This is a genomic window from Microcoleus sp. BR0-C5 (assembly GCF_036705045.1).
Classification (GTDB): domain Bacteria; phylum Cyanobacteriota; class Cyanobacteriia; order Cyanobacteriales; family Microcoleaceae; genus Microcoleus.
On the sequence record NZ_JAUBTR010000024.1, the window covers coordinates 45,954 to 69,599 of the forward strand.

A 23,646-nucleotide genomic window follows, 5' to 3' on the forward strand; every position below is an offset into this window, starting at 1 on the left:
CAATCATCCCAAAGGCATAAATTAAAGTGTTTCTGGCGGATAATTTGTATAGAGTTACCAGGTTAAGTAAGGATTTGAGAAACTTTTACTAAAAACAGAAAGTAGCAATGACCGAAATCAACTGGCTCAAGCACGTCCAAGAACCTAAATACTGGCTGTTAGGCATCGCCTCCGGTTTGATTGCCATACACGTAACTCTGACTTCTAGAACAAACTTCACTGACCTATTCGGCACAATGTTACTGTTTTGGGGAGTCGTGGCATTTCTCATTTGGGAAAGGCACGAATCCTTAACTTTTGAAAGCGGAGTTTTCGCCAGCTTCTTTGGGGCATCGTTAATTGCTTTAATATTGCTCAAAAGTTCGTCGATATCTGGATACGACTTCTTTATCAGAACAGCGCCTTTTTTGTCTGGAATCAGTCTCGCATTGCTGGCTTCGGGCACAAAAGGACTGAAACAATATTGGCAGGAACTTCTAATTCTTGGCTATGCAGGTATTCCTCCCGGATTGATCGAATTATTCGTTGATCTAGCCACATTAACAGCAAAATTTTCAGCTTTTATCCTGCACTATCTAGGAGTTGAAGTTTTGCGGAAAGGGGTTTTCCTAATCCTGGAAAAGGGAAGCGTAGAAGTGTATCACGGCTGTTCGGGGTCGACTGTGATTCTACAATTGTTAGGAATGGCTGTGATTTTCTTGCTGATGTTTCCAACAACGGTGGGTCAGAAAATTGTAGTGCCACTCGTGGCAATAATTAGTGCATTTGTAGTGAATGCTGCGCGAGTTGCTCTCATGGCCGTGCTGGTATCGCTATCTCAACCCGAAGCATTTAAATACTGGCACGAAGGAACTGGTTCGGTAATCTTTTCGATGATTGCTGTATTTATTTTCGGTTTATTCTGCTGGTTTGCAATTTTGAAAGACCAACCCCCAAATAAGGAAGGACAGAATTGCTAATGGCTATTACCTCTTGGAAACCACTTAGGCTTTCTCTGTTGGCTGTTACTTTGGGAGGGGTTTTTTTGGTTGCCGGAAAATTGGTTTTCTATCCCTCGGATGGCAAGCCTGTGGCCACCCCGTTTGAGTTTCCCGAGTCGGTGCCTTTAGCCGATTGGAAACTAAACAAGAGCGCGCCGATCGAACTTAGCGACAATTCAGAATTCAAAGCTGCCAGGAAATATGAATATCAAAAAAATAGCATGGCTCTAGAAATAGAGATGCGCTATGCGGTAGACACCATTGGGGCAGTGGAAAATATGATGAGGGGACATACAGTTCTCAAGTCGTCTCCTGGTAAACTAGCATTGGCAAACATTCAAGGCGCGGGGTTTCACGGAATTTTGCAACAGCAAGATCGACTGTATTTGAGTTCGTGTATCAATCCTAATGGCAGTGCTACAGTAACTTCCCAACAGTTTAGATATAATCGAAATACTCGCGATTGGCAGCCAAACCGTATTCTGTTTTGGTTGTTGGGTAGAGGAAATATTCAAGACCGGCGATGTTTATGGACTCAGATGTCTGTGCCTTTGGATAAAACAACTCCAGAAGATGCCAAAAAAATTCTAGAGAATGCTTGGGTTTCTTGGTATCAGTGGTGGCAGCCGCGATTCCCTGAGCCTTGACTCGATTCAGTCGATTTTAGCTTTTAGCTTTTAGCTTTTAGATTTACTCCACAGGTGAATCTGGAAGCTGGAACAAAAGTCTAAAATTTTTGACTCTCCACGACTGTTGTCGGGGACTTGTATCCGTTCTTGGGCGGGGTCAAGAGAGATTTTTCTTAACAACAACTCTGATTATTTTATGAATGACGTACAAGGCGAACAAGGTTTTTCTATCTACAGACTGCGTTGGATTGGCTACGGTCTATTAATTTTGTCTGTATTAGATACGATCGCAGTTCTGATACCAGCCAATTTTGGTAATCGTCTCTGGGAATTGCAAACGATTGGGGCAGTAGTGGAACGGGTGCCCGTTCCTTTACTGGCAATGGCGCTGATATTTTTTGGCGAAGGTTACGACCGCAGAGGTTTGGAAGAGGTTTTTTTGAAGGTTTTGTCTTGGGTATGTCTGCTGCTAGGTCTGGTTTTTCTGTTGATGTTGCCTTTGGGAATTTTTGGCACTATCTACGTCAACAACCAAAACAACCAGCAAATTACTACTCAAGCAAACCAACAATTAGCTCAGTTGCAGCAGGTGGAAGAACGGCTGAATAAGGGTAGTCCTGAAGATTTAAGGAATTTGGCGGGGGAACTTACCCGTTTGGGGGTACAAGCGGATGCACAAAACCCACAGCAATTGAAAGAGCAAATTCTTTCGAGAATTACTCCGGCTAAGGAACAGTTACAGACGCAAAGTGCTGCGGTTCGGTCAAGTCAGCGCTTGGGGTTATTTAAAAATGCTGTTAAGTGGCTGCTGGGCGCGCTGATTTCTAGTGTTTTGTTTTTTACGATCTGGCGCGGTACTGATTGGGCTCGGTAGTAGTTTTGAGTTTTGAGTTGAGAGTTTGGAGCTACTAAGATGCAGCGCACCCGGAGAGCGTTGTTGAGCACTAAGATGCCCCCTGTGCACGCAGCCCGCTCTGGAGTGGTGAAGAAGACCCTCAAACTCTGGAAATTTCGTTGGGGGAGCGATCCCTCTTCTTCTTTTCAAAAGATATCGGTAATAAATCTTGTTTATTGCCGATAACCAACACCTCTGACGGGGCAAATTCGTCGTTAGCGCAGCCCTCGAAGAGGGTCGCACCTTGACAGAGCTGGCATTGTGCAATCCACAATCCACAATCTAAAATCCACAATCTAAAATCCACAATCTAAAATCCACAATCTAAAATCTAAAATCTAAAATCTAAAATTGATTGATGGTATTTTCTAGTTTGTCGGCAAGGCCTTCAATCCAGTTTTCATCTTGTTTGGTGTAGCTGCGGGGCGCGTTAGCACCTAAGATTAAAACGCCTTGGCTGCCGATCGGCTGACAGATAACTCCTTGAGTATTTTCTGGCAAATAGTCAAATTCAATTCGCCCAGGGTAAATATTGAGATTTACTAAATAAATTGGTTTGTTTTTGTCGAGCACTCGCTGCAAAATCGGCCCTGGTTTGACTTCGGGATTGATGCCTAAAATACCGCGGCGCAATAGGACTTTTCCCTGATACACAATTACGATCGACCTTGTGGCGGTATTTGTCAACAGCAAACGCGACGCCCAGGCTAATTCTATTTTCACGGCATCCGGCAAATCCGGCGCAAATTCAAAACCTTCTTCGCCGATAAGTTTTACGGAATCGGGCGATCGCGCTTGCACCTGCTGCCACAGCAAACCTGTTAAAATCAGCAAAGCGCTGATAATTACTCCCAAAGCGTCCGATCGAGCTTGAGAATCTGTAATTTGCTCTGTCAGCAAGCGGTTTACCATTAGCAGCGTACCTGCTAACCCTCCTGCAACTAAGGGCAATTGCCGCAAAACTCTATTTGGATCGGATTTTGTCATTAGTCAGTAATCATGAGTCATTAGTCATTAGTCATTAGTCATTGGTAATTGGTAGTTGGTACTTCACCGACTGCCAACTGCCAACTGACTACTGACTACTGACCAAATTTATCCTACTTCTCCAATTTCAACAATTCGCTGGAAGAGATAGCCTGTGCCGCGGGCGGTGAGAATTAATTCGGGATTGCTGGGGTCGTCTTCCAACTTTGCCCTAAGCCGCGAGATGTGAACGTCCACTACGCGGGTGTCTACGTGGCGTTCTGGCGTGTATCCCCAGACTTCCTGCAAAATTTCCGATCGCGAAAAAGGCTCTCCCGAACGGCTGACAAGCAGTTCTAACAGGCTGAATTCCATGCCCGTGAGGCGAATTCGTTCGTCGCCTTTGTAAACTTGGCGCTTGTTGGTGTCAATCCTAATATTGGTGACGTGGATGACTCCTGAACTGGGAATTCCCGATGCGCCGTTTTTGTCAACCCTCCTCAGTACCGAACGGATGCGGGCTTCGAGTTCTTTGGGAGAGAAAGGTTTGACTACGTAATCGTCGGCGCCCAATTCTAAACCGGTGATGCGATCGGCTACGTCTCCTAAAGCAGTTAGCATGATGATGGGCACGTCTGACTCTTTACGCAACTCCTGACAGACGCCGTAACCGTCTAGCTTCGGCATCATCACGTCCAAAACCACTAAGTCGGGTTCGGTGTTGCGAAATGTTTCGAGAGCTTCTTCGCCGTCAGCAGCGGTGACGACATCGTAGCCAATCATGGAAAGGCGAGTCTCCAGAATGCGGCGGATACTGGCTTCGTCATCGACTACCAGAATTTTTTCTTTATGATTTTCCAAGTTACCGAGCACTCCTTAAGTTACATTTCAGATAATGTTATTTTTTTGTACCCTATCATAGAAGACACAAATTGAATCCTGTGTGGGGATCGGTCTGAAAGCTTGATAATTGCTTTAACTCAGACTTTTCCAAATTTTAAGGGTGACTATTTATCATAAAACAATGCCTAAGCCTCGAATACAATATATTTGTCGGGAATGCGGCTATGATTCACCACAATATTTTGGCAGATGTCCGAGCTGTCAGAAGTGGGATTCTTTTGACGAGCAGTTAGAACAACCTACTGCTGGTGTGCCGCGGGCTGGTTTAACTGGGGTGACAACTAAGACAGTGGGCGGTTCGCCCCCTGATAAGTCGAAGGGTCAACCAAGGGTATCTTTCAGATTATCGCAGATTTCCGACCAAACTCAGTCTCGCTGGCCTTCTGGTTACGGGGAGCTCGATCGAGTTTTGGGAGGCGGGATTGTTCCGGGTTCGCTGGTGTTGATTGGCGGGGAACCTGGAATCGGGAAATCGACGCTGCTGTTGCAGGTGGCGAATATGTTGGCCCGCAAGGATAGGATACTGTATGTCAGTGCGGAGGAGTCCGGCCAGCAGGTGAAGTTGCGATCGCAGCGTTTAGGTGTAGCTAATCCGGTTGATTTGTCAACTAATGGCGGACATAAATCTGGCAGTAACGGGGAAGTTAAAACAGATTTTGAGGACAATTCAGCGGAGAATTTCTATTTGCTTCCAGAGACGGATTTAGAGGTTGTTTTGCGGGAGTTGGAATCGCTGAAACCGAATGTGGCGGTAATTGATAGCATCCAAACTATTTATTTTGCTAGTTTAACATCAGCTCCGGGTTCGGTGGCTCAGGTGCGGGAATGTACATCTGCTTTGATGCAGGTTGCGAAAAGGGAAAATATTACTTTATTTATTGTCGGTCACGTTACGAAAGATGGAGCTTTGGCGGGACCGAGGGTTTTGGAACATTTGGTAGATACTGTACTGTATTTTGAGGGCGATCGCTTTGCTTCTCATCGACTTTTGCGAGCGATGAAAAACCGTTTTGGGGCGACTCACGAAATGGGTGTTTTTGAAATGGTAGCCAACGGTTTGCGAGAAGTAGATAATCCATCGGAGTTATTTTTAGGGAATAGAGATGAATTTTCTCCTGGTACTTCGACGACTGTTACTTGCGAAGGAACTCGACCGATTTTAGTGGAAATTCAGGCGTTAGTTAGCCCTGCAAGTTTCGGTTCGCCGCGCCGCACTACTACTGGTGTGGACAATGCTAGATTGCAGCAAATTTTAGCTGTTTTGGAGAAAAGGGTGGGGATTCCTTTATCTAAATTAGATGTGATTTTGGCGACGGTGGGCGGGTTGAAGGTGGACGAACCGGCGGCGGATTTGTCAGTTGCGATCGCCGTTGTGGCCAGTTTTCGCGATCGGGTAATCGATGCGCGCACTGTTTTGCTTGGGGAAGTTGGTTTGGGGGGACAGGTGCGACCGGTTTCGCAATTAGAGTTGCGGCTGAGGGAGGCGGCTAAGTTGGGGTTCAAAAGGGCGATCGTTCCTAAGAATCAACCGGTGCCAGAGTTAGGAATGGAGATTATTCCGGTGGCGAAGGTAATTGATGCAATTATTGCAGCGATTCCGGCTACTCCGGCTCAGTTGCAGCCAGGTGATTTGGAGTTTCAGCCTGTGGATTTGGAGTCAGAAGATTTATCGAATTGAGTTAGAATAGTGATGTTGTAAGGAGCGCGAATTAAATAACTTACAATTTTAATTGTTATTGTGGGATGGGCGTCCCGCCCGTCCAAAAAAGACGGGCGTCCCGCCCATCACACAAACTTGTGGAAGTTATTTAATTGTCATTCCTAAATTGATATTAAGGAAGCCCAATTTATGTATTTATTAGACATAGTTGAGGCTAAAGAGAAGCTTCTGGAATTAATCGAAGCGGCGATGATAGGTGAAGAAGTTGAGATTAGTAAAGATAATCAGCCTGTTGTAAAATTAGTAGGAATTACCAAACAAGCTAAACCGAATCGGCAAGCAGGAAGTGCTAAAGGCATGGTTTGGATGTCCGATGATTTTGACCAGGGCAAACGCATCATGTCAACAAGCGGGAATTTTACCGTGCTTGTTGCGACTATTATCGATAGCTGTAGTTTATTGAAAAGAGATTTGACTGCCGATAGCGGTGGCTATTCCTCAAAACACTACTACTATTCTCCCGGCAATTTAGATGCGTTTGCCCTGTGATTTTGACGAACCGCTAGAAGAATTTAAGGAGTATATGGAATGAGGCTGTTGTTGGACACTCATGCCTTTATTTGGCGAAGGCGATCGATGCAATTATTGCGGCGAGTCCGGCTAAACGGGTTCAGTTACAGTCTGTTTATGTGAAGGAAGAGGAGTTGTATAATTGAGTTAGAATGATATTGTAAATTAACAGTAAGGAGGTACGAGTTATGTATCAAGTAGATATTGTTGAGACCCAAGAGGAGATTGCGGAATTAATCAAAGCGACGATGAGAGGTTTAATCGCTTATGCACAAAGTTGAGTGCAGATGCTATCTACGATAACAGTTGAAATATGTCAAAATAGAGATTGCTTTTTTTGAGGTGCGTTTTCACTAAAAAATGAAGAAATCAAAAAAACGTAAAAATCAGTGGTCAAATGAACTAAACGACATCATTCGAGGTGCATCGGGTGGCTTTTTATTCGGGATTCCCCTGCTTTATACGATGGAGGTTTGGTGGATCGGTTCGCATACTAAACCAGCGGAAATGTCGATCGCGATCGCAACTACTTTTGTCATCGTTTTCTTGCTGACTCGCACTGAAGGTTTTCGCAAAACTCAAGACATCCGCTGGCTAGATGCTGCAATCGATACCGTAGAAGCGATCGCCATTGGCATTGTCTGCGCGGCTTTTATCCTGTTTTTGCTCAGGGAAATTACCCTGGAGACTCCGCTGCAAGAAACTTTGGGGAAAATCATCTTTGAAGGCCTGCCGTTTGCCTTGGGAGTAGCCCTGGCCAACGGTTTCTTGAGCGGCGATCGCTATCAAAGCTCAGACAGCGAAAAGGAACCTACTATTAATCCAACTATAGCAGATATCGGCGCTACTTTAATCGGCGCGATGATCATTGCTTTCAACATCGCCCCAACTGACGAAATTCCCATGCTAGCGGCAGGTATTTCGCCGCCTTGGCAATTAGCAATTATCGCCGCTTCCCTGCTAATTTCCTACGGTATTGTATTTGTAGCAGGCTTTACTTATCAAGCAAAACGGCAGCAGCAGCAAGGGATTTTTCAGCGTCCCCTCAGCGAAACTGTCATGGCCTATTTAGTGTCGCTGGTGGCTTCTGCATTTATGATGTTTTTCTTCCAAAAACTCAGTTTAGACGACCCGTGGTCGATTTGGTTGAACTATACGTTAGTATTGGGATTGCCGGCGACTATTGGCGGCGCGGCGGGGAGGTTGGCGGTATGAGTGAAAGTAATAACAAAGAACAGCCGCAAAAAAGAACTTTTGCTGAATGGGCGACATTTGCGATCGCCTGCTTCATCCTTTTTACCCTCACCGGACTCGTAATCTACAACTGGGTGACTAAAAAGCAGGAACCTCCGGTTATTTCTGTCACTCGCAACACGCCTATTCGCGAAAATCAAGGGCAATTTTACGTACCGTTTACAGTAACTAACACTGGCGGCGAAACGGCTGAATCAGTGCAAATTATTGCCGAATTGCGCGTAAATGGCGAAGTTGTAGAATCCGGCGATCAACAAATTGATTTTTTGTCAACCGGCGAAACTCAAGAAGGAGCTTTTATCTTCAGCCGCAACCCCAGTCAAGGTGAATTGATTGTGCGATCGAGCAGCTACAAACTGCCTTAACACAGATAAAACTCGGCGGTTAAAACCTTTTCACCTCTGTGAACTCTTTCTCTTCCTACCCTACCCTTCACCGAACCCCTGCGGGGAACGGGAACGGCTTCGCCGAACGCGCCCTTAGCCTCTTCGCGGTTCGTTCAATCTAAAAACCCCCTTGCGCGTTGGCATTTATTGCTATATCCCGCGCAGGCGCGATTTCAATCGCTTTGGAATTGCGATCGAGCTAACGCTTCACGAGATTGTGTTCCCACTTCCAAACACAGCTAGAAATCAAATTCGTGCAGATATGAGCCGTAATTGGCACTAACAAATTCCCAGTAGCTAAAACGCTGTAACCCAACAGCAATCCGACAGCCGTTGCCCAAACAGCATAAGGCCACTGATCCAGGGCTCCCAAGTGCAGAATGCCGAAACAAAAACTCGATAAAACTAAACTGGTAACATTCAATCCTAAAGCAGACAGCATCACGCCTCGAAATAGCAATTCTTCGCTAAGTCCCGGCAGCAGTCCCAGCCAAATCAAATCCGGCCAAAACAAAGGTTTGAGCACTACTTCCAAGTAAACATCAGCACTCCGGCGATAACCCGGCCAGAGGTGATAAACGATCGCACTACCGCCTGTAATTGCCAGTCCGATCGCACATCCTTTGAGCAAGTCGATTCCTATCAATTTGACTGGCAAAAGCGATACCGATCCAAATAGCAACCACAATTTAGCTACCGCCAGCAACATAATTGCTGTCACGCCCATTGCTACTAAAACTTGGGTGCGCGTCAAGGGTTCAATTTCAGGATTTTCGGGAATTTTTTCTGCCACTTAATCACTTTTAGATTTGAGGTTTGAGGTTTGAGATTTGAGATTTGTTGGGTTTAGTCAGACAAACAACGCAGGGAGGAGATGTCTGCACCCAAGGAAGCTGGACTGATGCCGGCTCGCAAAGCGACCAAAACTCCGATCGCCTCTAAATATGAGTTTACCTGCAAAGCTTTGATTCCGAGTTTTTCTGGAGTCGCCTGCATTTGGGTTTTGTTGTCGCCCACAGCGATGATTTGTACCGACGATCGCCCACTCAAACTCAGAATAGCACTGCCGCCGCAGGCTGTGGCGGGTATCACCACCGCATCGACTCGATCGGCCCACAAATCCTGGGACTGGAAATCTCGCCTGTTTGCATAGAATTTCTCTCTTGTGGGGAGTAGGGGTTGGGCATCTTGCCCGCCCAATACCTGCGTGCGGGCATCTTGCCCGCCCAATACCTGCGTGCGGGCATCTTGCCCGCCCAATACCTGCGACAGGCAAGATGCCTGTCCCACAGTAGGAGTGACAAATTGGGGAGCTTTGCCCAGGCCGGCAAGCACGCAAGGTAGGAAAGTATAGCCGATTTCCTCAGCAGCCGATCGCGGGGACAGGTGCGGATCGAGGGGAAGTGGAGACAGCGCCGGGGCGTGGGCGCAGGGGATTTTAAACGTCCTGACGATGAGGTGGCTGATCACACCTTCCGCGCCGGCGAGGGGGTCAACTCCTTTGCCGCGGCGGTAGTTTTCGAGGGCGAGGCTGCCTTCATCATCGGGAAATCTGGCCACAACTGCGATCGCCTCTACTCTTGCTTGTTTGATTAATTTTTCCGCAGCGCGCAATAAACTGTCGGGATTGCCGATCGTCCCCCAGGATGCCCCTGATTCAGAAATACGCAATTCTACTTGCAGAGGGCGATCGGTTAAAACACAATCAGTTATATTCAAACCCAGTGTAGCTCTCGCTGCATCAGCCGCTTGCAAGTGTCGCAACTGCAAGTCTGGTTCAATGCCGGCATCGAGAATTAAGCCGATGCGATTTTGATGTACCGGTTGCAGGCCCCAGCATCCGGCAGCAAATTTGTCAAGGGCGTAACCTTCAACGTAGAGAGCGTTAGGTATCGGCCAATAAAGTTGAGCGCCGTTGAGGACGTTGGGGTGAGTGATCAGGGTGTCTGAAATTTGGGCGATCGCCCTAGCCACCGGCAGCGCATCTCCTGCAAAGCCCCCGATCGAGGCTCCTACGCCTGTGGGGACTATCAAAACCACTGTCAAAGGGCGGGGGTTCACGATGTTGCGGGGGATGCTTCCACGAGCACGTAGCCTTCTACCACAGCCTTTTGCCGATCGACATCCACGTCTGTGACTGCCCACCGCAGGGGTTCGCCGTGCTTTTGCAGTTCAATTTCTATCGCCGAGTGCAATTCTTCGGCGGTATCGTGGAGGTCAACTTCTGCGGAAATGAAATGGGTAGTCATCGGGCGATCCATAGTGGTTTTACTGTGATCGGTAATTAGCTCAATTTTAGCTTAGTCCTAGGATTTACCGAATTGGCGATCGTACACAATGTCTTCTTTTTCGGTTTCTATCTTCAAGTTCGATCGGGGAAAAGAAACGCACAGTAACACATAACCTTCGGCCTGAAGTTCGGGACTAACGCCCATGCAATCAACTTGCTTAACTTGACCCTCAATAACTTTAGCAGCGCAAGTAGTACAAACCCCCGAATTGCAAGAGTTCGGCAAATCAATCCCAGCGGCGATCGCAGTTTGCAAAATTGGTTTATCTTCCGGCACTTCTACGGTATAGGTGCTGCCTTGGTGAAGTAATTCAACGGTGTAAGTTTGAGACATATTTCGATTATTGGTTTTAATTCCCGATCGGAATTTACGCTAGATTTGCAAACAAAGCAATGAGTATTTTACCGCTGTTTGTGCTTTTGTGCAAATTTACAACTGCTGTTTTTATTGATAATTTTTTTTATTAATTGGCTGGGGCGAGCGATGGCGTCCCGCCCCGCAAGCTACGGCATTTTGTCAAGGACTTTTTCACAAATTATTACAAGCCTCACGGCGGAACTGTGCCACAAAGCACTTATACCTAATTAATTTTTTGCCTTCAAGCCAACAACTCATCAACCGCAACACTAAAACCCACCAACACTAGCTGAGTGCTGATTATAGAACCCAAGTTAAAACTTAACTTTTGAGTTTGAGTCACAATCATTATCCAGCGACTTTCGGGAAAAACAATCCAAACTTCCAGACAACCCGAATCTAAATATTCTTGTGCTTTCAAAAATATTTCTTCCGCAATATCAGTAGGAGAAACTATTTCTGCAATTAACGGCGGACTTTGAGGCAAAGTAGGAACATCGCCATATTCAGCAACAAGTTCAGCAGTCAGATAAGCTACATCAGGACGGCGCACTCGCCTGTCAGTACGGCAAGGAACTTCTGTATACACTTCGCCGCCTTGTCCGCTAGATATCTTATAACTTCTCCAAGAATAATCTAGTTTGGATTGAATTAGACTGTGTTTTGCTGTCATGCCATTTTTCTCCGAGATTTGCCCGTCCACCCATTCCATATCATCGGCGGGACAGGCTATAAAGTCTTCTAGAGAAACATTTTCTGATAAAACGGCAGCCATTACCATAGCCCTTTCCTCCCTTTTGCATAATTCACTGATATTGTAGCAATCAATTGGTAATGGGTAATTGGGAATTAGTAATTGGGAATTGGGAATTGGAACTAACAAATAACCTATGCCCTATGCCCTATGCCCTATGCCCTATGCCCCATGCCCCATGCCCTATTTACTCAATATTAATTTGATTGGGAGGCTTAGGTTGATTCTGTTTGTCATCGTTCAAAGTTTTACGCCCTGAACTAGCATAATCCTTGTACAATTCCACAAACATCTTTGTCAACTGCTGCAAAGAAAGTTGTTCCCCATTAACTTGAGCTTTCATATAAGCTTTAAGCACTTCAATGTAAGCCAAACCGAGGGCAAGCGTGAGAGTTGCTGCCGTTGCACCGGAGATTGCACCGCCGACAACAGTACCCGCACCAGGAATCATTTTAATCAAATTAGTAACAATACTTCTGCCGACAGCAGTAACCCCGCCAGCCCCGCTAATAGCAGACAGCATCGCCGAAATAAACCCCTTATCAAAGGGCATTCCAAAAATCACAGTAATATTAGCAATCATTGCCGTTTGCATCGTCATCAAAATCGGCGCATCAGCAAACGGTACAGGAGTCGCACCGACAATTGCAGAACCTGCAACATAAGCACTTAGATACTTAAATGCCATATCGGATTTGAGCGCAATATTTGCAATTTGTTCTTTAACAAAAGCTTTTTTAGCTACTTCGGGCAGCAGTTGAAAGGTTGCATCTACCAACTTATCTAAACCGTGAGATTTTACTGTATAATCCTCATCTATTTCTTCCGGTTCAGCCATGACGGGGATGATTTGACTGACGGGCAAATTCATGTGTTCCAGTTGCTTGAAAAACTCGCTAGGCTTTTTAGATGTAGTTTGAGTCAAAACTAAAATCACTGGTACATCTTTGACTTCCATTTCTTTTAGCCAGCTTTCCTCCACAGATTCTATTCTATTGGCGCTGTGATTGATGCAGTACCAGATGACGTGAATGTGTTCTTTTGGGTGCAGGAGTCTTTGGTCTTCAATTAGTTTAGCAACGTTTAATTGAATAACTTTAATTTGTTCGGCGTTGAGTTCGAGTCCGGGAGTATCGTAGACTGTAATTGGGCAATTCGGTTTGGTATATTGGCGAATGCCTTGAGTGATGGGGCGGCCGACTCCGGTTTCTGCTAAGCGTTGGCGAAAAACGGAATTGATCAGGGTACTTTTGCCGACTCCGGTTTTGCCGATGACTAAAACATTGCACTGTCCCACTTGGTTTTCTGCGTCTTTGAAGGCGTAGTAACTTCTATTTAAAAGCTCGTCTAGGGAAAAGTCGTCTGACATGGCGGTTTGCTCCGATAATGGTGGGATATTAAATCTGGATTAAACACCACCGAATAGAATTCGGGGCTATACAAACGAAGGATTAAACACCACCGAATAGAATTCGGGGCTATACAAACGAAGTCCGCCTACGCGGACTGGGGGAGTCTTAAAGATATTGTAGCAATTTAGTTTGATGTTTAAGCTAGCAATCGATCGACCTCGATGCTAAAACCGATCAGGATTTGTTGGGTGCTGGCGGTATCGCCGGATCGAAATGTCAATATTTGATTTTGAGTCATCACGAATATTAAACGACTTTCGGGAAAAACTAACCAGACTTCCTGACAGCTAGATTCTAAATATTCCTGTGCTTTGAGAAAGACATCTTCAGCGATATCGGTGGGTGAAACTATTTCGGCAACTAAAGGGAAACTTTGGGGTAAAGTGGCAAGGTTGCCAAATTGTGCAACTAATTCTGGTGTGAGATAAGCGACATCGGGGCGGCGAATTTGTTGCTTAGTGCGGCAAGGTGGTGAAATATAAACTTCACCTCCCTGTTTGCTGAAAATCATGTAATTTGCCCAAGCACAACCCAGGCTTGATTGAATTTTACCATGCTTGAGCGTGGCTCCAGTTTTCTCCACGAGTTGCCCGTCCACCCATTCCATGTTGTCGGGGGGATTGGTCATGAAGTCTTCTAGAGTAAAATTATTTGGTGCGGCAGTAGCAGTGACCATAGTCATTTCCTCGTTTTTACAAATCGGTTTCAGAACTTGCCTGTACGATGTTCGATCAAACCTTCACCAATGGCGCAAACTCCTCTAACTTCACTTGTAAGTCATCCACCAGCATTAAACGATACCTTTCGGTAGTTTTCAACTTGTGGAGAACATAACTAGCAAACTCATCTCGCCACTTTTTTCTATCAAGTTCATTCGAGATATTCAGGGCCCTGATTGATAGGTTGTAAGGGTATTCTTCAAATGTGAGCTCTTTATCATTTTCAAAATCATGCTTTCCTACTGTAAGAGTGATTGTTGAGTCACGAAACTCATACCAGTGGTCAATGCCATCAGAAACCAGCTCTAATTTAAGAGCCAATATAAACTCTAATTCTTTGATTAAATGTTCGATGTCCTGTGGAAAGTCTACAAAAATATCTAGTGTGCGAGACATAAAAACCTCCTTTATTGAAACTCAGTAAAAGTGATGTCATAGATATCGCCAATAATTCGGACGCTATCAATTTTTCCGCGTGTAATATTTTTCGCCCTCTGCAAACCTCGTTCAGCCTCAGCCTCTATCAACCCAGACACCCTAGCATCTATAATTATATCCCTAGCCTGTCCGCCTCGTCTAATCGAGTTGTTGATCTGATTTTTTACTGTAGCGCTTGTAGCACCGGCATCCAGACTTTTGAATTCAGTGAATTTTCCATCTACCTCAGCATCGGGATTTCTACCTCCATCGGTTTTTTCCACCAAGGCTTTAACATTCTTTCCCTCTCTTTCCAGAAATTCTGCAATCGCTCTTTCGGTTGCAGCAAAAGCTCTTTCTGATTCATCAATACTGCCACAATTAGCCGAATTTTGCTCAGGGGTTTGGTTAGTCCCGTTATTCACCATTTTTGGTTATTTAAAATTTTGGTGAATTATCGCACATTATGAGCCAAGTCACTTGAGAAAAAGAACAGGGTTTCTCACCTACTCAATACTTTGAATTAGTTTAATGTTATTTCTCAGCCATTCATTGACCAAAACTTGAACCTCAATCTTTTTGCTATCGGCAATTTTAGTCACAAATTCCTCGACATTGGATATCAGCATTACTTGTGTCAACTCCTTACTGCCTAAAGGCTGTAAGTCCTAGTTCTCAGCTCTCTATTGATACTATTTCACTCGCTATATTTTCCTTGGTTTGTGTCACATTATCTTACATCAATTGGAATATTCTTGATAAATCGTATAAGTTCCTGTAAATCAATATAAATAAAATATAAAATAGCCGCGTTTCCTAGTCTTAATTCTCCGTATTTGATACCCCTTTTTTCTTCAAAATCTGTTAAGTCTTGGTCAAAAGAGACAACATATCTGGGCTTGAAATTGATCGTGCCATCATCATTTTTACTTATTGTATTCATCACTTCTTTGTAAACATAGGACTTTACATAGCTTTCTATGGTATCCTTTTTTTTAAACTCAATTTCAGTTTGAATCTTATCAGGATCTAACTCTTCATAAGAATTAATCCCTCCTTTATCTTTAAAAAAATTATCTAAAATTGGATAAATAAACTCTTCATTCACTCTCTGCCGAACTAGCGGATTTAGTGAAATAACTGGATTAAAAATACTGATAACACTACTCGCAGATTTATGTTTAATCATACCAATCCTTGCTTAATATAAAAATTTTGAAGTGTTTTGAAATTAATTTTAACCAGTTTAATCTGGCTTTTGTTAAACTCAGGATTCTTTACTGGATGTATTTTTTTAAACTCTAACGGGTCATTAGAGAAATAAGGTATCCAAAACTCACTTTCCGTTTTTGCTTTCCAATTTTGCTGTACTGTCCATTCATAAATTAATTGCTTTTGTATATCATCTTTTACTTTATTTTCGTCATTTTTATCAATATCTGGTGAGTATATTTCATAATCCCAAATACGCATATACTTATAGTCAATAATTGTGATATAAAAAAGTGAGATATTCCGTATCTGCTCGACAACAAATAGTCTAAATTTTTCTAAATTTTCTTCAAACATATAGCTAAATTTTTTCCTTGTTTGCTCATTAGTTTCTACTTCACAAAGCTCATTAAATTTATTAATAATTTTAGGGTGATCGGCCAACAAACTTGAATAATTTACAAAAAATATACCATACGCAGATTTTTTTTGCCTATAAATTTTATTGATTTTATAAAAATCTTCTATATTGATATTATCAAACTCTTCTATTCCGTATTCTTTTTCTTTTAATACTACATCAGGTCGTAAATAACGCTTTTCCCTATAATTATTTAATGTCAATTCAAATGGATTGAGAGTGACATTTAGTAAGTTTTCAAGACTTCCTTTAAGATCCGCAAAGATTGCTCTTTCTTTATATTCAGGTGTATTGAGTACATAAGTTTGACACATATCCTCCCATATATCATAGAAACTGCTAAAACCCCAGTAAATACCTTTATTATCTTCTTGTCGCTCTCCGTATAAAAACGCCTCTACTGCTTCAAAAAAATGCCAATAATCATCATCTTTATAGGCTGTTTTAGTGTCAATATCTTCTAGTGTTTCCCTCAAAATATCTAGGGTTTCGGCAAATGTATCTTCGCCAAATAAACTACTGTTAGGTTGCAAATATTTTTCTTTAAACTCCTCGGCAAGCTCGGCAGCCCTATCGGAAATATTTTCTAATTCTTCCAACTCTCTCTTGATTTCGGTGTAAATAAAACAAAAAATTTGCAAAATAGGGGGACTTTCTTTGATTAAGATATTTTTGGCAATATTCATTTCATCAATATAAATCACATCCTTATCAAGATAGATAGCTTGGTGCATATACCGATGAATCTTTGAGTAGTCAATTTCGGGGCTTCTCCTTTGTCTTTTTTCTAAAGACGAAATTCGCAATTCATCGTAACCCTCAAGTATTTTCTCTAAAGAATTGAGTTTGCCATAAAAAACAACCTGTTCATTATTTTCATTAATAAAACTAAATCCATTTTCATTTTCAATAATTCCGTCTCGATCAATAGTTATGTCTTTGCTCTGCATATAGTTCTGTTTTCTTTGCAGATACGTTTTGAACGTTCGGTACATCTTGAAGAAGAAACCTTTGACTAGGTTAAAATCTGTATGATCAAAATCATCGAATCCTAACGGAAGCCAAAACTCTAAGCGATCAGTTTGCTTATTTCTCTGAAGACCAACGAACGAATAGCTACTGTAATCACGTTCTTGATCGGTTTTAATGATATCTATATTACTGAGGTCAAACATTTACAAATTCAACTATTTTTTTAACAAAATTTTGAACGATATCTTTTTGGGTAAATTGTCCAAATGTAACTAAATCTCTTTCCTCCATTTGCAGAAGCTCAGTCAAAGGCTTGCGATTGTTACTAAAAACACTATCCCAGATAAAGAACATCAATTTATTTTTGATGTGTTCTTCCGTTATAGTTTCTTCATTAATAAAGAAGTAACCAATCTGTTTGTCCTCGATTTTCCTGACTGTCTTATAATGACTGCGGATGAATTCATTTAACTTATCAACAAAATCATTCCATGCACAAGTATCATGGTTGTAAAGTTTTATTTTTCGGCTGGACACTACGTTTCTTTGTCCATCATCCTCAATATTTACAAACTCCCAATCCCAACGGCGTTTAAAGGCGCTATCCATAAAATAGATTGAGTTATCAGACGTATTCATGGTAGCCAAGAATGATAGATAGATTTGGGGGCAATTTAATTTTGCACTCTTGATCTCGAAGTGTAACCCTTTCTTCTTCGCTTAAATCGCTGAAAATATAGTCAAGGTATTTATTGTATTCACTTTTATCTTTACAAGAATTTCCATCATACTCAAATGAGTATCCCTTTTCTTTATGAAAATATTTTTTTAAGCTTATTGCTTGCAACAATCCAGTTTTTTCTAAATCGGAAATTGTTATTGGATATTGTGACCAACCGTTTGTGTTTCTATCAAGGAGTTGAAATACAGTACCAAAAATTGCTGCTGAATTACCTCTATTAAGTTCATCAATTATCAAAACAACATTTTCAGGTTGTTTTATGATCTTACTGTGCTTTTCTTTCAAAACAGACATTTCTTCGCTAGAGAAATCTTCTTGACGAGTTTTCCCGATTTCTTTTTTGTATTCTTCTGTTACTTCTTTTTTATCCTTTTCATACTTAATACAGCTTATTATTATATTTTTGTATGCTTTAGCTAGTGCTTTTAAAAAATGTCCTGAGTAGTATTTATACTCAACCGTGCCACTATCGTCAGTTAATGGCATCAGTTTACCCATGAAATCACCATAGGTGTATTCTGGGTGAAACACAGTTGGAATAATATTTGATTGGTCAGTTATATTCAACTCATCAGGAATTATTTTATTTTCAACTCTATAACTTTTTCCTGTTCCGGGGCTTCCGAAAAGAATTTTTTGAATGGGACTATTGGGCATAAGGTCTAATCGTTTTTTGGGAAATTGATAATTAAATTAGCGATCGCAAGACAGTCAAAACACAACCATCTTAGTGAAAAAACATATTCTTAAGAGATTATAGCGGTTTTGGAGTCATAAGTAAAATGCAATTATTGAATTTGCCTTCTGACTTCTGTGATAAGTCCTAGAACCGCCTTCTTGCTATCCTTCACCAACGCGATCGCTCAATTGATCTGCCAACTCAAAGAATAGCTGAACTTTCGCCCCCTCATTGCCTGCCTTTCCGACTTGGACTAATAAGTGGGCTAAGCGATCGCGATCGCCCCTAGCCCCCTTAACAAGGGGGGGGACAAGAGTTCAGACAGCATTTAGAAATGTTCCAGCAGGGATTTCTCTTGTGCGTAAACCTTTCGCAGCGACTCCAGCCCGATCGCCCCCAACATCAATTTAATCACCCCCACCAAATTTCCCCACTCGAACAATTCAGAAACAGAAACAGCTTTCTGAAATCTATCCGCATAGAAATCTACCCAAAAATCCGGCGCGTGTCTCTCTTTCTGACTCGCTATCCGGCGCTTCCAATAACCAAAATCTAAACCAGAGGGCGATTCCACTCCCAAAACAGGCGGAAAGTCGGCATAACTGACAAACCGACTCATGCCTTTGGCGTGCACGTACAGGATATGCGCCCAGCACTCGAAGCGATATATTTGTTCTACCTTGATTTTCAGCAGCCGCGCGATCGCCTCTTTCGTCACAAACCGGCTCAATCTGTGTCTGGGGGTTGATTTTCGCGAAAATTTTGTTAACATGATGTTAAGCAAATCCTTTGTAAAGAGTACAAACTTTTGTAAAGGGATTGAATTTGGATAGGCGATCGCCCTTCAGTTTTCCAGGCGTAGGGGCGATCGCTTTTTACGATAAAACTATTATCCGACCTATATAGATCATCTGTCAAGAGCGTATGGGCTTAATTAGATTGCGGATTCGAGAATTTGCGGACGAGAAGGGTTGGACGCTCAAAGAAGTGTCCGATCGCTCTGGAGTGGTGTACAGTTCGCTGAGAACCTACGCCCGATCGCCCGGATTAGCAACAGTTGACGTGACAGCCTTGCACAAGTTGGCGAGGACTTTTGATGTGTTGATCGAAGATTTGTATGAAATTGTGCAGGAATAGTCGATCGCTTTTTACGATAAAATTTTATCCCAGAGTAAATCTAGTTTTTTGTCAATGGGTTTAATTAGATTGCGGGTTAAAGAATTTGCTGCTGAGAAAGGCCCGACGATCAAAGAGGTTTCTGAGCGATCGGGCGTCGTCTACAGCACGCTCAGAACCTATGCCCGATCGCCCGGATTAGCAACAGTTGACGTGAGGGCCTTGCACAAGGAAAGCGAGGACTTTTGATTTGTCGATCGAAGATTTGTATGAGATTGTGCAGGAATAGTCGATCGCTTTTAGGAACTCATTAATCCACTCAATACTGCTCGACAGTTGCTAGCATCTGATTGACAGACTCACCCCGTTGTAGTGCTTCCCAATCCGATGTAACAGGTTGGTAAGAACAGTAACACACCACAATTCGCTCCTCAGTATCGGAAGCAGAAAACTGCTGAACGCGAGTAACTACCCAATCTCCATCTTTCCCGTGGGTGACTCCATTACCGGGGTCAGAGAGATTTTCATAATCGCGGGTTTTGTCCCCTACTTGAGGAATTTCTGGGTTTTCTTCCCAAGTCCAATTTTCCCAAAGTATATTAGTTAGACCGCCCCTCGGCATAAGCTGACGTTCTTCCCAACCCGGAGCACTCATGCTTTCGGTTTTGTAGACAATCCAGATTTTTTTTGCCATTTTTCCTCCCTTTCCTTTAATCTTGGTAATCTTGCCACATATCCTGAAACGAGGTTTGTTCCCCGTCAAACACGCAAGCCACATCAGGGGGGGTGTTACGAGTCACTCGGATTTCTTTTAACCGCCAGTGGTATTTTTCGCCCATCTTTTCACAGAGTTCGGGATCTGTAACATGGTGTACGTTTTCTGGCTTTGGATTCGGTACGCGATCGCTCCTCACTTCAGACTTCCCTTACAGTTTAAAAACTAAATGTCTTGCCCTGTATGCGATCGCTCCACCACTGCACACAGCAGCTATGTGTTGTTTTGGTTTTGACTTGCTTCTATTTTTGGTTGCTCAGCCTGCTTGACATATCCCTCCATAAATTCAAGCAAAACATCTCTCATATTTTTACCCTCCCTAGCAACAGCCGACTTAAATCGGTTCCGCAATTCCGGGGGCATTTCTACTCTAATAGCCACAGTCTTGTTTTCATCCATACAGGCTCAAGGCTTTACAACATATACATTGTGACATTTTTATGTAGTTTGCCTAAAAACCAGCTTTTTGCATACAGGTGCATTATTTTAATAATAAACCATAGTGCATACTAATGCAATAGTGCAAAAAAGGCTGTTTTCCGCGAAAAACGCTACAGAGCGTTAATTTAAGTCATTTAGGTATGATTTACGCTCATAAACCCGGTTTCTGCAAAAAATCTTGAGTTTGGCTTTGTTAGTACATTGTGGTCAATTGTAACAACTTTATAAATAAAAAAAGCGCCTGAGTTCCCTCAGACGCATAGCATAAAATCAACAAATTGTCAACCCTAACCTAGCCATTTAAAGCCTCAGCACCGCCGCAAACTTCCAGGATTTCCTGAGTAATTGCCGCTTGCCGCGCCTTGTTATAAGTCAGCGTCAAACTACCGATCAAATCGCTAGCATTCTCACTAGCATTATTCATCGCCGTCATCCGCGCAGCCAACTCGCTAGCAGCAGACTCTTGCAAAGCCCGCAGCAATTGGTTGTTCAAATACAAGGGCAAAAGAGCATCCAGAATTTGCGCCGGATCTTGCTCAAAAATCATGTCGCGGGGCAAACTCTTCTTAGTAGGTGCAGAAACCTTTTCGCGCGATACTTGAAACTGTCCGCCTTGCGATGTCAAGCGGAAGATTTCATCATCGGGAGTTTCCAAACCTTGGGGGTCGAGGGGCAGCAAAGTTTGAATTACCGGACGCGAACTAATTAGCGACACAAACTTGGTGTAAATTAGCTCAACTCTGTCCACAGTTCCCGACAGGAACAAAGAAAGCAATTCGTCAGCAATTTGTGCCGCTTCCGGTGCTGTGGGAATTTGTTCTAAGTTAGCGTAAGTAGCATCAATTGGCTGTTCGCGGCGCTGGAAATACTGAGTAGCTTTGCGTCCTACCAACACGTATTTGTAGTCTAAGCCTTCAGCTTTGATTTCCTTAGCGCGATTTTCGGCGTATCTGATGATGTTGCTGTTGTAGCCGCCGCACAAACCCCGATCGCCCGAAACTACCAACAGTCCCACCGATCGCACTTCGCGTTTTTTCAGCAGCGGCAAATCCAGGTTTTCAAACTGCAATCGTTCCGCCAAACCGTATAATACCTCTGCCAGTCGATCGGCAAAAGGCCGAGTAGCAGTCACCTGTTCTTGAGCGCGGCGCACCTTTGCAGCGGCCACCAAACGCATCGCTTCTGTAATCTTTTTAGTGTTCTTGACCGACTTAATGCGATCGCGAATAGTTTTCAGATTTGCCATAACTTTCTCCTTTTTTCTTAGCCTTTATTCTGAGTTCTCAGCGGTAGTAGGGACACTCCAAGAGCCCAAAGCGTGTCAACTTAAGCTTTGAGTCCGCCAGTCTTTCCGCTCACCCGCTAGTCCGCCAGGGGTTGAAACCCCTGTCTAATAGCTAAAGTCCTCTAAAAGAGGACTAATGAGTTGAAAAATTATTCTTCTGGGTATTCAGTCCTCATAGCGAGGACTTTCGCTTTGAGGCAGGGGTTTCAACCCCTGCCGGAATGTGGGTTTTACCTTAAGTTGATACCAAGGGGTATTGCCGTGTCCCTACAGATTTGGTGCTAATTACGCAGAAACTAAGAAACTTTGCTTGTATTCAGTGATGCCTTCTTTCAGCAGCTTTTCAGCTTCATCAGTCAAGGCTTTTCCGCCTTGAACAATTTCGCCGTACTTCGGCTTGCTAGTCCGCAAATAGTCGCGCAAACCAACAGTAAACTTGCTGACTTTTTCCACAGCAATGTCATCCATATAGCCGTTAATACCGGCATAGATTATAGCCACTTGTTCGTTCATCGGCAGAGGGGAACTTTGATCCTGTTTCAACAGTTCCCGCAAGCGTTGACCCCGCGACAATTGATTCTGAGTAGCTTTATCCAAGTCAGAAGCAAACTGAGAAAATGCTGCCAGTTCTTCAAACTGCGCCAATTCCAATTTCACCTTACCGGCTACTTTTTTCATTGCTTTAGTTTGAGCCGCTGAACCTACCCGCGATACAGAAATACCGGGGTTTACAGCCGGACGCAAACCAGAGTTAAACAAGTCAGAAGAAAGGAAGATTTGACCGTCGGTAATCGAAATTACGTTCGTCGGAATGTAAGCCGAAACGTCACCAGCTTGGGTTTCGATAATTGGCAAAGCAGTCATGCTGCCTTCGCCCAAATCGTCGCTCAATTTAGCAGCGCGTTCTAGCAAGCGAGAGTGCAGGTAAAACACGTCTCCAGGATAAGCTTCGCGACCGGGAGGACGGCGCAGCAACAGAGACATTTGGCGGTAAGCTTGTGCTTGTTTGGAAAGGTCATCGTAAATGACCAAAGTGTGCTTACCTTTGTACATGAAATACTCGGCTAAGCTAGCACCTGTGTAGGGAGCCAAGTATTGCAGGGTTGCGGGGTCACTAGCGTTGGCTGCTACTACGATCGTGTAGTCCATCGCGCCCTTTTCTTGCAGGACGTTGACGATGTTAGCTACTGTAGATGCTTTTTGACCGATCGCCACGTAAACGCAGATCACGTTTTCCGATTTTTGGTTAATAATCGTGTCGATCGCGATCGCAGTTTTACCGGTTTGTCTGTCACCGATAATCAGTTCCCGCTGTCCTCTTCCCACCGGAATCATCGCATCAATAGCGGTAATTCCTGTTTGCATGGGTTCGTAAACAGAACGGCGAGAAACAATCCCCGGTGCCGGAGATTCAATCAAGCGAGATTCAGTAGTTTTAATTTCTCCTTTGCCGTCAATAGGACGGGCCAAAGCATCAACTACCCGTCCCAACATTGCTTCACCAACGGGGACTTCAGCAATTCTGCCAGTAGCAGTAACTGCCGAACCTTCTTGAATTCCCAAACCTTGGCCCATCAACACTGCACCGACGTTATCTTGTTCGAGGTTCAGTGCAATGCCCACAGTGCCGTCGGCAAATTCTAGCAATTCCCCAGACATGGCTTTATCCAAGCCATAAATCCGAGCAATGCCGTCGCCTACTTGCAGAACAGTACCGACGTTAGAGACTTTTACGTCTTGGTCGTACTGTTCAATTTGCTGGCGAATAATGCTGCTAATTTCGTCAGGTCTGATTGCTGCCATGTCAGTT

General features: G+C 43.6%; 30 protein-coding genes and 1 pseudogene. 9 read left to right on the forward strand and 22 right to left on the reverse strand.

Annotated features, from left to right (window positions below; translation table 11 throughout):
- Window positions 1-107 precede the first annotated feature (107 nt).
- The 3 genes from crtA to hpsJ-A all read left to right on the forward strand — a co-directional run bounded on the left by crtA (window position 108) and on the right by hpsJ-A (window position 2,483).
- Window positions 108-959 carry a cyanoexosortase A gene (crtA, locus tag QUB08_RS13820; RefSeq protein ID WP_333225236.1) on the forward strand — a complete coding sequence of 284 codons (852 nt, stop codon included), beginning with the start codon at window positions 108-110 and terminating at the stop codon, window positions 957-959.
- Window positions 959-1,627: a cyanoexosortase A system-associated protein gene (locus QUB08_RS13825; RefSeq protein WP_333225237.1), complete on the forward strand. Its 669-nt coding sequence runs from the start codon at window positions 959-961 to the stop codon at window positions 1,625-1,627. Before crtA ends, QUB08_RS13825 begins: the two co-directional genes overlap by 1 nt.
- Before the next feature lie 178 nt (window positions 1,628-1,805).
- Window positions 1,806-2,483, forward strand: coding sequence for an HpsJ-like protein, cyanoexosortase A-associated (gene hpsJ-A, locus QUB08_RS13830; protein ID WP_333225238.1), 678 nt, complete (start codon window positions 1,806-1,808; stop codon window positions 2,481-2,483).
- A 366-nt stretch (window positions 2,484-2,849) separates the two neighbouring features.
- On the opposite strand, the gene QUB08_RS13835 is transcribed toward hpsJ-A, so the two are convergent.
- Window positions 2,850-3,491 (reverse strand): cofactor assembly of complex C subunit B, encoded by a 642-nt coding sequence (locus QUB08_RS13835; protein ID WP_333225239.1) that lies wholly within the window; start codon window positions 3,489-3,491, stop codon window positions 2,850-2,852.
- A 108-nt stretch (window positions 3,492-3,599) separates the two neighbouring features.
- The gene (rpaB, locus tag QUB08_RS13840) at window positions 3,600-4,331 is read right to left on the reverse strand and encodes a response regulator transcription factor RpaB (RefSeq protein WP_071587789.1); all 732 of its coding nucleotides are present in this window, start codon (window positions 4,329-4,331) and stop codon (window positions 3,600-3,602) included.
- Between the two features lie 163 nt (window positions 4,332-4,494).
- Between rpaB and radA the strand changes: the two genes are divergently transcribed.
- The 4 genes from radA (at window position 4,495) to QUB08_RS13860 (ending at window position 8,222) form a co-directional block, all read left to right on the forward strand.
- Complete coding sequence (gene radA / locus QUB08_RS13845) at window positions 4,495-6,051, forward strand: DNA repair protein RadA (protein ID WP_333225240.1); 1,557 nt, start codon at window positions 4,495-4,497, stop codon at window positions 6,049-6,051.
- A 171-nt stretch (window positions 6,052-6,222) separates the two neighbouring features.
- Window positions 6,223-6,582, forward strand: coding sequence for a type II toxin-antitoxin system prevent-host-death family antitoxin (locus tag QUB08_RS13850; RefSeq protein WP_333225241.1), 360 nt, complete (start codon window positions 6,223-6,225; stop codon window positions 6,580-6,582).
- A 381-nt stretch (window positions 6,583-6,963) separates the two neighbouring features.
- Window positions 6,964-7,818: a TIGR02587 family membrane protein gene (locus QUB08_RS13855; RefSeq protein WP_333225242.1), complete on the forward strand. Its 855-nt coding sequence runs from the start codon at window positions 6,964-6,966 to the stop codon at window positions 7,816-7,818.
- Window positions 7,815-8,222, forward strand: coding sequence for a TIGR02588 family protein (locus tag QUB08_RS13860; protein WP_333225243.1), 408 nt, complete (start codon window positions 7,815-7,817; stop codon window positions 8,220-8,222). The genes QUB08_RS13855 and QUB08_RS13860 overlap by 4 nt, the downstream gene beginning before the upstream one ends.
- Window positions 8,223-8,442: 220 nt before the next feature.
- Here QUB08_RS13860 and QUB08_RS13865 read toward each other — a convergent pair whose 3' ends face one another.
- From QUB08_RS13865 to QUB08_RS13935, 15 genes are all read right to left on the reverse strand, one after another.
- Window positions 8,443-9,036 carry a CPBP family intramembrane glutamic endopeptidase gene (locus tag QUB08_RS13865; RefSeq protein ID WP_333225244.1) on the reverse strand — a complete coding sequence of 198 codons (594 nt, stop codon included), beginning with the start codon at window positions 9,034-9,036 and terminating at the stop codon, window positions 8,443-8,445.
- 53 nt (window positions 9,037-9,089) lie between these two features.
- Entirely contained in the window at window positions 9,090-10,304 is a 1,215-nt protein-coding gene (locus tag QUB08_RS13870; RefSeq protein ID WP_333225245.1) for a DUF3326 domain-containing protein, read from the reverse strand.
- Entirely contained in the window at window positions 10,301-10,492 is a 192-nt protein-coding gene (locus QUB08_RS13875) for a hypothetical protein (RefSeq protein WP_190657364.1), read from the reverse strand. The genes QUB08_RS13870 and QUB08_RS13875 overlap by 4 nt, the downstream gene beginning before the upstream one ends.
- 57 nt (window positions 10,493-10,549) lie before the next feature.
- Window positions 10,550-10,867 carry a 2Fe-2S iron-sulfur cluster-binding protein gene (locus QUB08_RS13880; RefSeq protein ID WP_333121996.1) on the reverse strand — a complete coding sequence of 106 codons (318 nt, stop codon included), beginning with the start codon at window positions 10,865-10,867 and terminating at the stop codon, window positions 10,550-10,552.
- Window positions 10,868-11,132: 265 nt separating this feature from the next.
- On the reverse strand, window positions 11,133-11,672 hold the full coding sequence (locus tag QUB08_RS13885) for a Uma2 family endonuclease (RefSeq protein ID WP_333225246.1): 540 nt from the start codon (window positions 11,670-11,672) through the stop codon (window positions 11,133-11,135).
- Window positions 11,673-11,832: 160 nt separating this feature from the next.
- On the reverse strand, window positions 11,833-13,014 hold the full coding sequence (locus QUB08_RS13890) for a GTPase (protein WP_333225247.1): 1,182 nt from the start codon (window positions 13,012-13,014) through the stop codon (window positions 11,833-11,835).
- A 179-nt stretch (window positions 13,015-13,193) separates the two neighbouring features.
- Window positions 13,194-13,733, reverse strand: coding sequence for a Uma2 family endonuclease (locus QUB08_RS13895; protein WP_333225248.1), 540 nt, complete (start codon window positions 13,731-13,733; stop codon window positions 13,194-13,196).
- 55 nt (window positions 13,734-13,788) lie between these two features.
- Complete coding sequence (locus QUB08_RS13900; RefSeq protein WP_172184559.1) at window positions 13,789-14,172, reverse strand: hypothetical protein; 384 nt, start codon at window positions 14,170-14,172, stop codon at window positions 13,789-13,791.
- 11 nt (window positions 14,173-14,183) lie between these two features.
- Complete coding sequence (locus tag QUB08_RS13905; protein WP_333225249.1) at window positions 14,184-14,621, reverse strand: CdiA C-terminal domain-containing protein; 438 nt, start codon at window positions 14,619-14,621, stop codon at window positions 14,184-14,186.
- Window positions 14,622-14,699: 78 nt separating this feature from the next.
- Window positions 14,700-14,822, reverse strand: coding sequence for a hypothetical protein (locus tag QUB08_RS13910; RefSeq protein ID WP_333225250.1), 123 nt, complete (start codon window positions 14,820-14,822; stop codon window positions 14,700-14,702).
- Between the two features lie 101 nt (window positions 14,823-14,923).
- The gene (locus QUB08_RS13915; protein WP_333225251.1) at window positions 14,924-15,382 is read right to left on the reverse strand and encodes a hypothetical protein; all 459 of its coding nucleotides are present in this window, start codon (window positions 15,380-15,382) and stop codon (window positions 14,924-14,926) included.
- Entirely contained in the window at window positions 15,379-17,001 is a 1,623-nt protein-coding gene (locus QUB08_RS13920; protein ID WP_333225252.1) for a hypothetical protein, read from the reverse strand. Before QUB08_RS13920 ends, QUB08_RS13915 begins: the two co-directional genes overlap by 4 nt.
- A complete protein-coding gene (locus tag QUB08_RS13925; protein ID WP_333225253.1) occupies window positions 16,994-17,407 on the reverse strand; it encodes a hypothetical protein in 414 nt (137 codons plus the stop codon). Before QUB08_RS13925 ends, QUB08_RS13920 begins: the two co-directional genes overlap by 8 nt.
- Before the next feature lie 16 nt (window positions 17,408-17,423).
- Window positions 17,424-18,197 carry a hypothetical protein gene (locus QUB08_RS13930; RefSeq protein ID WP_333225254.1) on the reverse strand — a complete coding sequence of 258 codons (774 nt, stop codon included), beginning with the start codon at window positions 18,195-18,197 and terminating at the stop codon, window positions 17,424-17,426.
- Window positions 18,198-18,547: 350 nt separating this feature from the next.
- Window positions 18,548-18,991, reverse strand: a complete 444-nt coding sequence (locus QUB08_RS13935) for a hypothetical protein (RefSeq protein ID WP_333225255.1) — start codon at window positions 18,989-18,991, stop codon at window positions 18,548-18,550.
- Between the two features lie 152 nt (window positions 18,992-19,143).
- Here QUB08_RS13935 and QUB08_RS13940 point away from each other — a divergent pair, with 152 nt between their 5' ends.
- Both QUB08_RS13940 and QUB08_RS13945 read left to right on the forward strand, forming a co-directional pair.
- On the forward strand, window positions 19,144-19,356 hold the full coding sequence (locus QUB08_RS13940; protein WP_333225256.1) for a helix-turn-helix transcriptional regulator: 213 nt from the start codon (window positions 19,144-19,146) through the stop codon (window positions 19,354-19,356).
- 54 nt (window positions 19,357-19,410) lie between these two features.
- Window positions 19,411-19,624, forward strand: a pseudogene (locus QUB08_RS13945) (helix-turn-helix domain-containing protein).
- Between the two features lie 30 nt (window positions 19,625-19,654).
- Here the strand turns inward: QUB08_RS13945 and QUB08_RS13950 are convergent.
- The 5 genes from QUB08_RS13950 to atpA form a co-directional block, all read right to left on the reverse strand.
- Window positions 19,655-20,029, reverse strand: a complete 375-nt coding sequence (locus tag QUB08_RS13950; RefSeq protein ID WP_333054535.1) for a hypothetical protein — start codon at window positions 20,027-20,029, stop codon at window positions 19,655-19,657.
- A 16-nt stretch (window positions 20,030-20,045) separates the two neighbouring features.
- Entirely contained in the window at window positions 20,046-20,249 is a 204-nt protein-coding gene (locus QUB08_RS13955) for a hypothetical protein (protein WP_190657376.1), read from the reverse strand.
- A gap of 74 nt (window positions 20,250-20,323) precedes the next feature.
- Window positions 20,324-20,509, reverse strand: coding sequence for a hypothetical protein (locus QUB08_RS13960; protein WP_333225257.1), 186 nt, complete (start codon window positions 20,507-20,509; stop codon window positions 20,324-20,326).
- Window positions 20,510-20,843: 334 nt separating this feature from the next.
- Window positions 20,844-21,797, reverse strand: coding sequence for a F0F1 ATP synthase subunit gamma (locus tag QUB08_RS13965; protein ID WP_333225258.1), 954 nt, complete (start codon window positions 21,795-21,797; stop codon window positions 20,844-20,846).
- Window positions 21,798-22,121: 324 nt separating this feature from the next.
- Window positions 22,122-23,639, reverse strand: a complete 1,518-nt coding sequence (gene atpA, locus QUB08_RS13970) for a F0F1 ATP synthase subunit alpha (RefSeq protein ID WP_333225259.1) — start codon at window positions 23,637-23,639, stop codon at window positions 22,122-22,124.
- Between the last annotated feature and the right edge of the window lie 7 nt (window positions 23,640-23,646).

Coding starts and splice junctions, on each gene's coding strand:
- crtA (WP_333225236.1), top strand. CDS start 108: ATGACCGAAATCAACTGGCTCAAGCACGTCCAAGAACCTAAATACTGG.
- QUB08_RS13925 (WP_333225253.1), bottom strand. CDS start 17,407: ATGGATAGCGCCTTTAAACGCCGTTGGGATTGGGAGTTTGTAAATATT.
- QUB08_RS13960 (WP_333225257.1), bottom strand. CDS start 20,509: ATGGATGAAAACAAGACTGTGGCTATTAGAGTAGAAATGCCCCCGGAA.
- QUB08_RS13825 (WP_333225237.1), top strand. CDS start 959: ATGGCTATTACCTCTTGGAAACCACTTAGGCTTTCTCTGTTGGCTGTT.
- QUB08_RS13885 (WP_333225246.1), bottom strand. CDS start 11,672: ATGGTAATGGCTGCCGTTTTATCAGAAAATGTTTCTCTAGAAGACTTT.
- radA (WP_333225240.1), top strand. CDS start 4,495: ATGCCTAAGCCTCGAATACAATATATTTGTCGGGAATGCGGCTATGAT.
- QUB08_RS13920 (WP_333225252.1), bottom strand. CDS start 17,001: ATGTTTGACCTCAGTAATATAGATATCATTAAAACCGATCAAGAACGT.
- QUB08_RS13930 (WP_333225254.1), bottom strand. CDS start 18,197: ATGCCCAATAGTCCCATTCAAAAAATTCTTTTCGGAAGCCCCGGAACA.
- QUB08_RS13855 (WP_333225242.1), top strand. CDS start 6,964: ATGAAGAAATCAAAAAAACGTAAAAATCAGTGGTCAAATGAACTAAAC.
- QUB08_RS13850 (WP_333225241.1), top strand. CDS start 6,223: ATGTATTTATTAGACATAGTTGAGGCTAAAGAGAAGCTTCTGGAATTA.
- QUB08_RS13910 (WP_333225250.1), bottom strand. CDS start 14,822: ATGCTGATATCCAATGTCGAGGAATTTGTGACTAAAATTGCCGATAGC.
- QUB08_RS13965 (WP_333225258.1), bottom strand. CDS start 21,797: ATGGCAAATCTGAAAACTATTCGCGATCGCATTAAGTCGGTCAAGAAC.
- QUB08_RS13880 (WP_333121996.1), bottom strand. CDS start 10,867: ATGTCTCAAACTTACACCGTTGAATTACTTCACCAAGGCAGCACCTAT.
- QUB08_RS13835 (WP_333225239.1), bottom strand. CDS start 3,491: ATGACAAAATCCGATCCAAATAGAGTTTTGCGGCAATTGCCCTTAGTT.
- QUB08_RS13905 (WP_333225249.1), bottom strand. CDS start 14,621: ATGGTGAATAACGGGACTAACCAAACCCCTGAGCAAAATTCGGCTAAT.
- QUB08_RS13915 (WP_333225251.1), bottom strand. CDS start 15,382: ATGATTAAACATAAATCTGCGAGTAGTGTTATCAGTATTTTTAATCCA.
- QUB08_RS13860 (WP_333225243.1), top strand. CDS start 7,815: ATGAGTGAAAGTAATAACAAAGAACAGCCGCAAAAAAGAACTTTTGCT.
- hpsJ-A (WP_333225238.1), top strand. CDS start 1,806: ATGAATGACGTACAAGGCGAACAAGGTTTTTCTATCTACAGACTGCGT.
- atpA (WP_333225259.1), bottom strand. CDS start 23,639: ATGGCAGCAATCAGACCTGACGAAATTAGCAGCATTATTCGCCAGCAA.
- QUB08_RS13875 (WP_190657364.1), bottom strand. CDS start 10,492: ATGACTACCCATTTCATTTCCGCAGAAGTTGACCTCCACGATACCGCC.
- QUB08_RS13940 (WP_333225256.1), top strand. CDS start 19,144: ATGGGCTTAATTAGATTGCGGATTCGAGAATTTGCGGACGAGAAGGGT.
- QUB08_RS13890 (WP_333225247.1), bottom strand. CDS start 13,014: ATGTCAGACGACTTTTCCCTAGACGAGCTTTTAAATAGAAGTTACTAC.
- QUB08_RS13900 (WP_172184559.1), bottom strand. CDS start 14,172: ATGTCTCGCACACTAGATATTTTTGTAGACTTTCCACAGGACATCGAA.
- QUB08_RS13935 (WP_333225255.1), bottom strand. CDS start 18,991: ATGTTAACAAAATTTTCGCGAAAATCAACCCCCAGACACAGATTGAGC.
- QUB08_RS13950 (WP_333054535.1), bottom strand. CDS start 20,029: ATGGCAAAAAAAATCTGGATTGTCTACAAAACCGAAAGCATGAGTGCT.
- QUB08_RS13895 (WP_333225248.1), bottom strand. CDS start 13,733: ATGGTCACTGCTACTGCCGCACCAAATAATTTTACTCTAGAAGACTTC.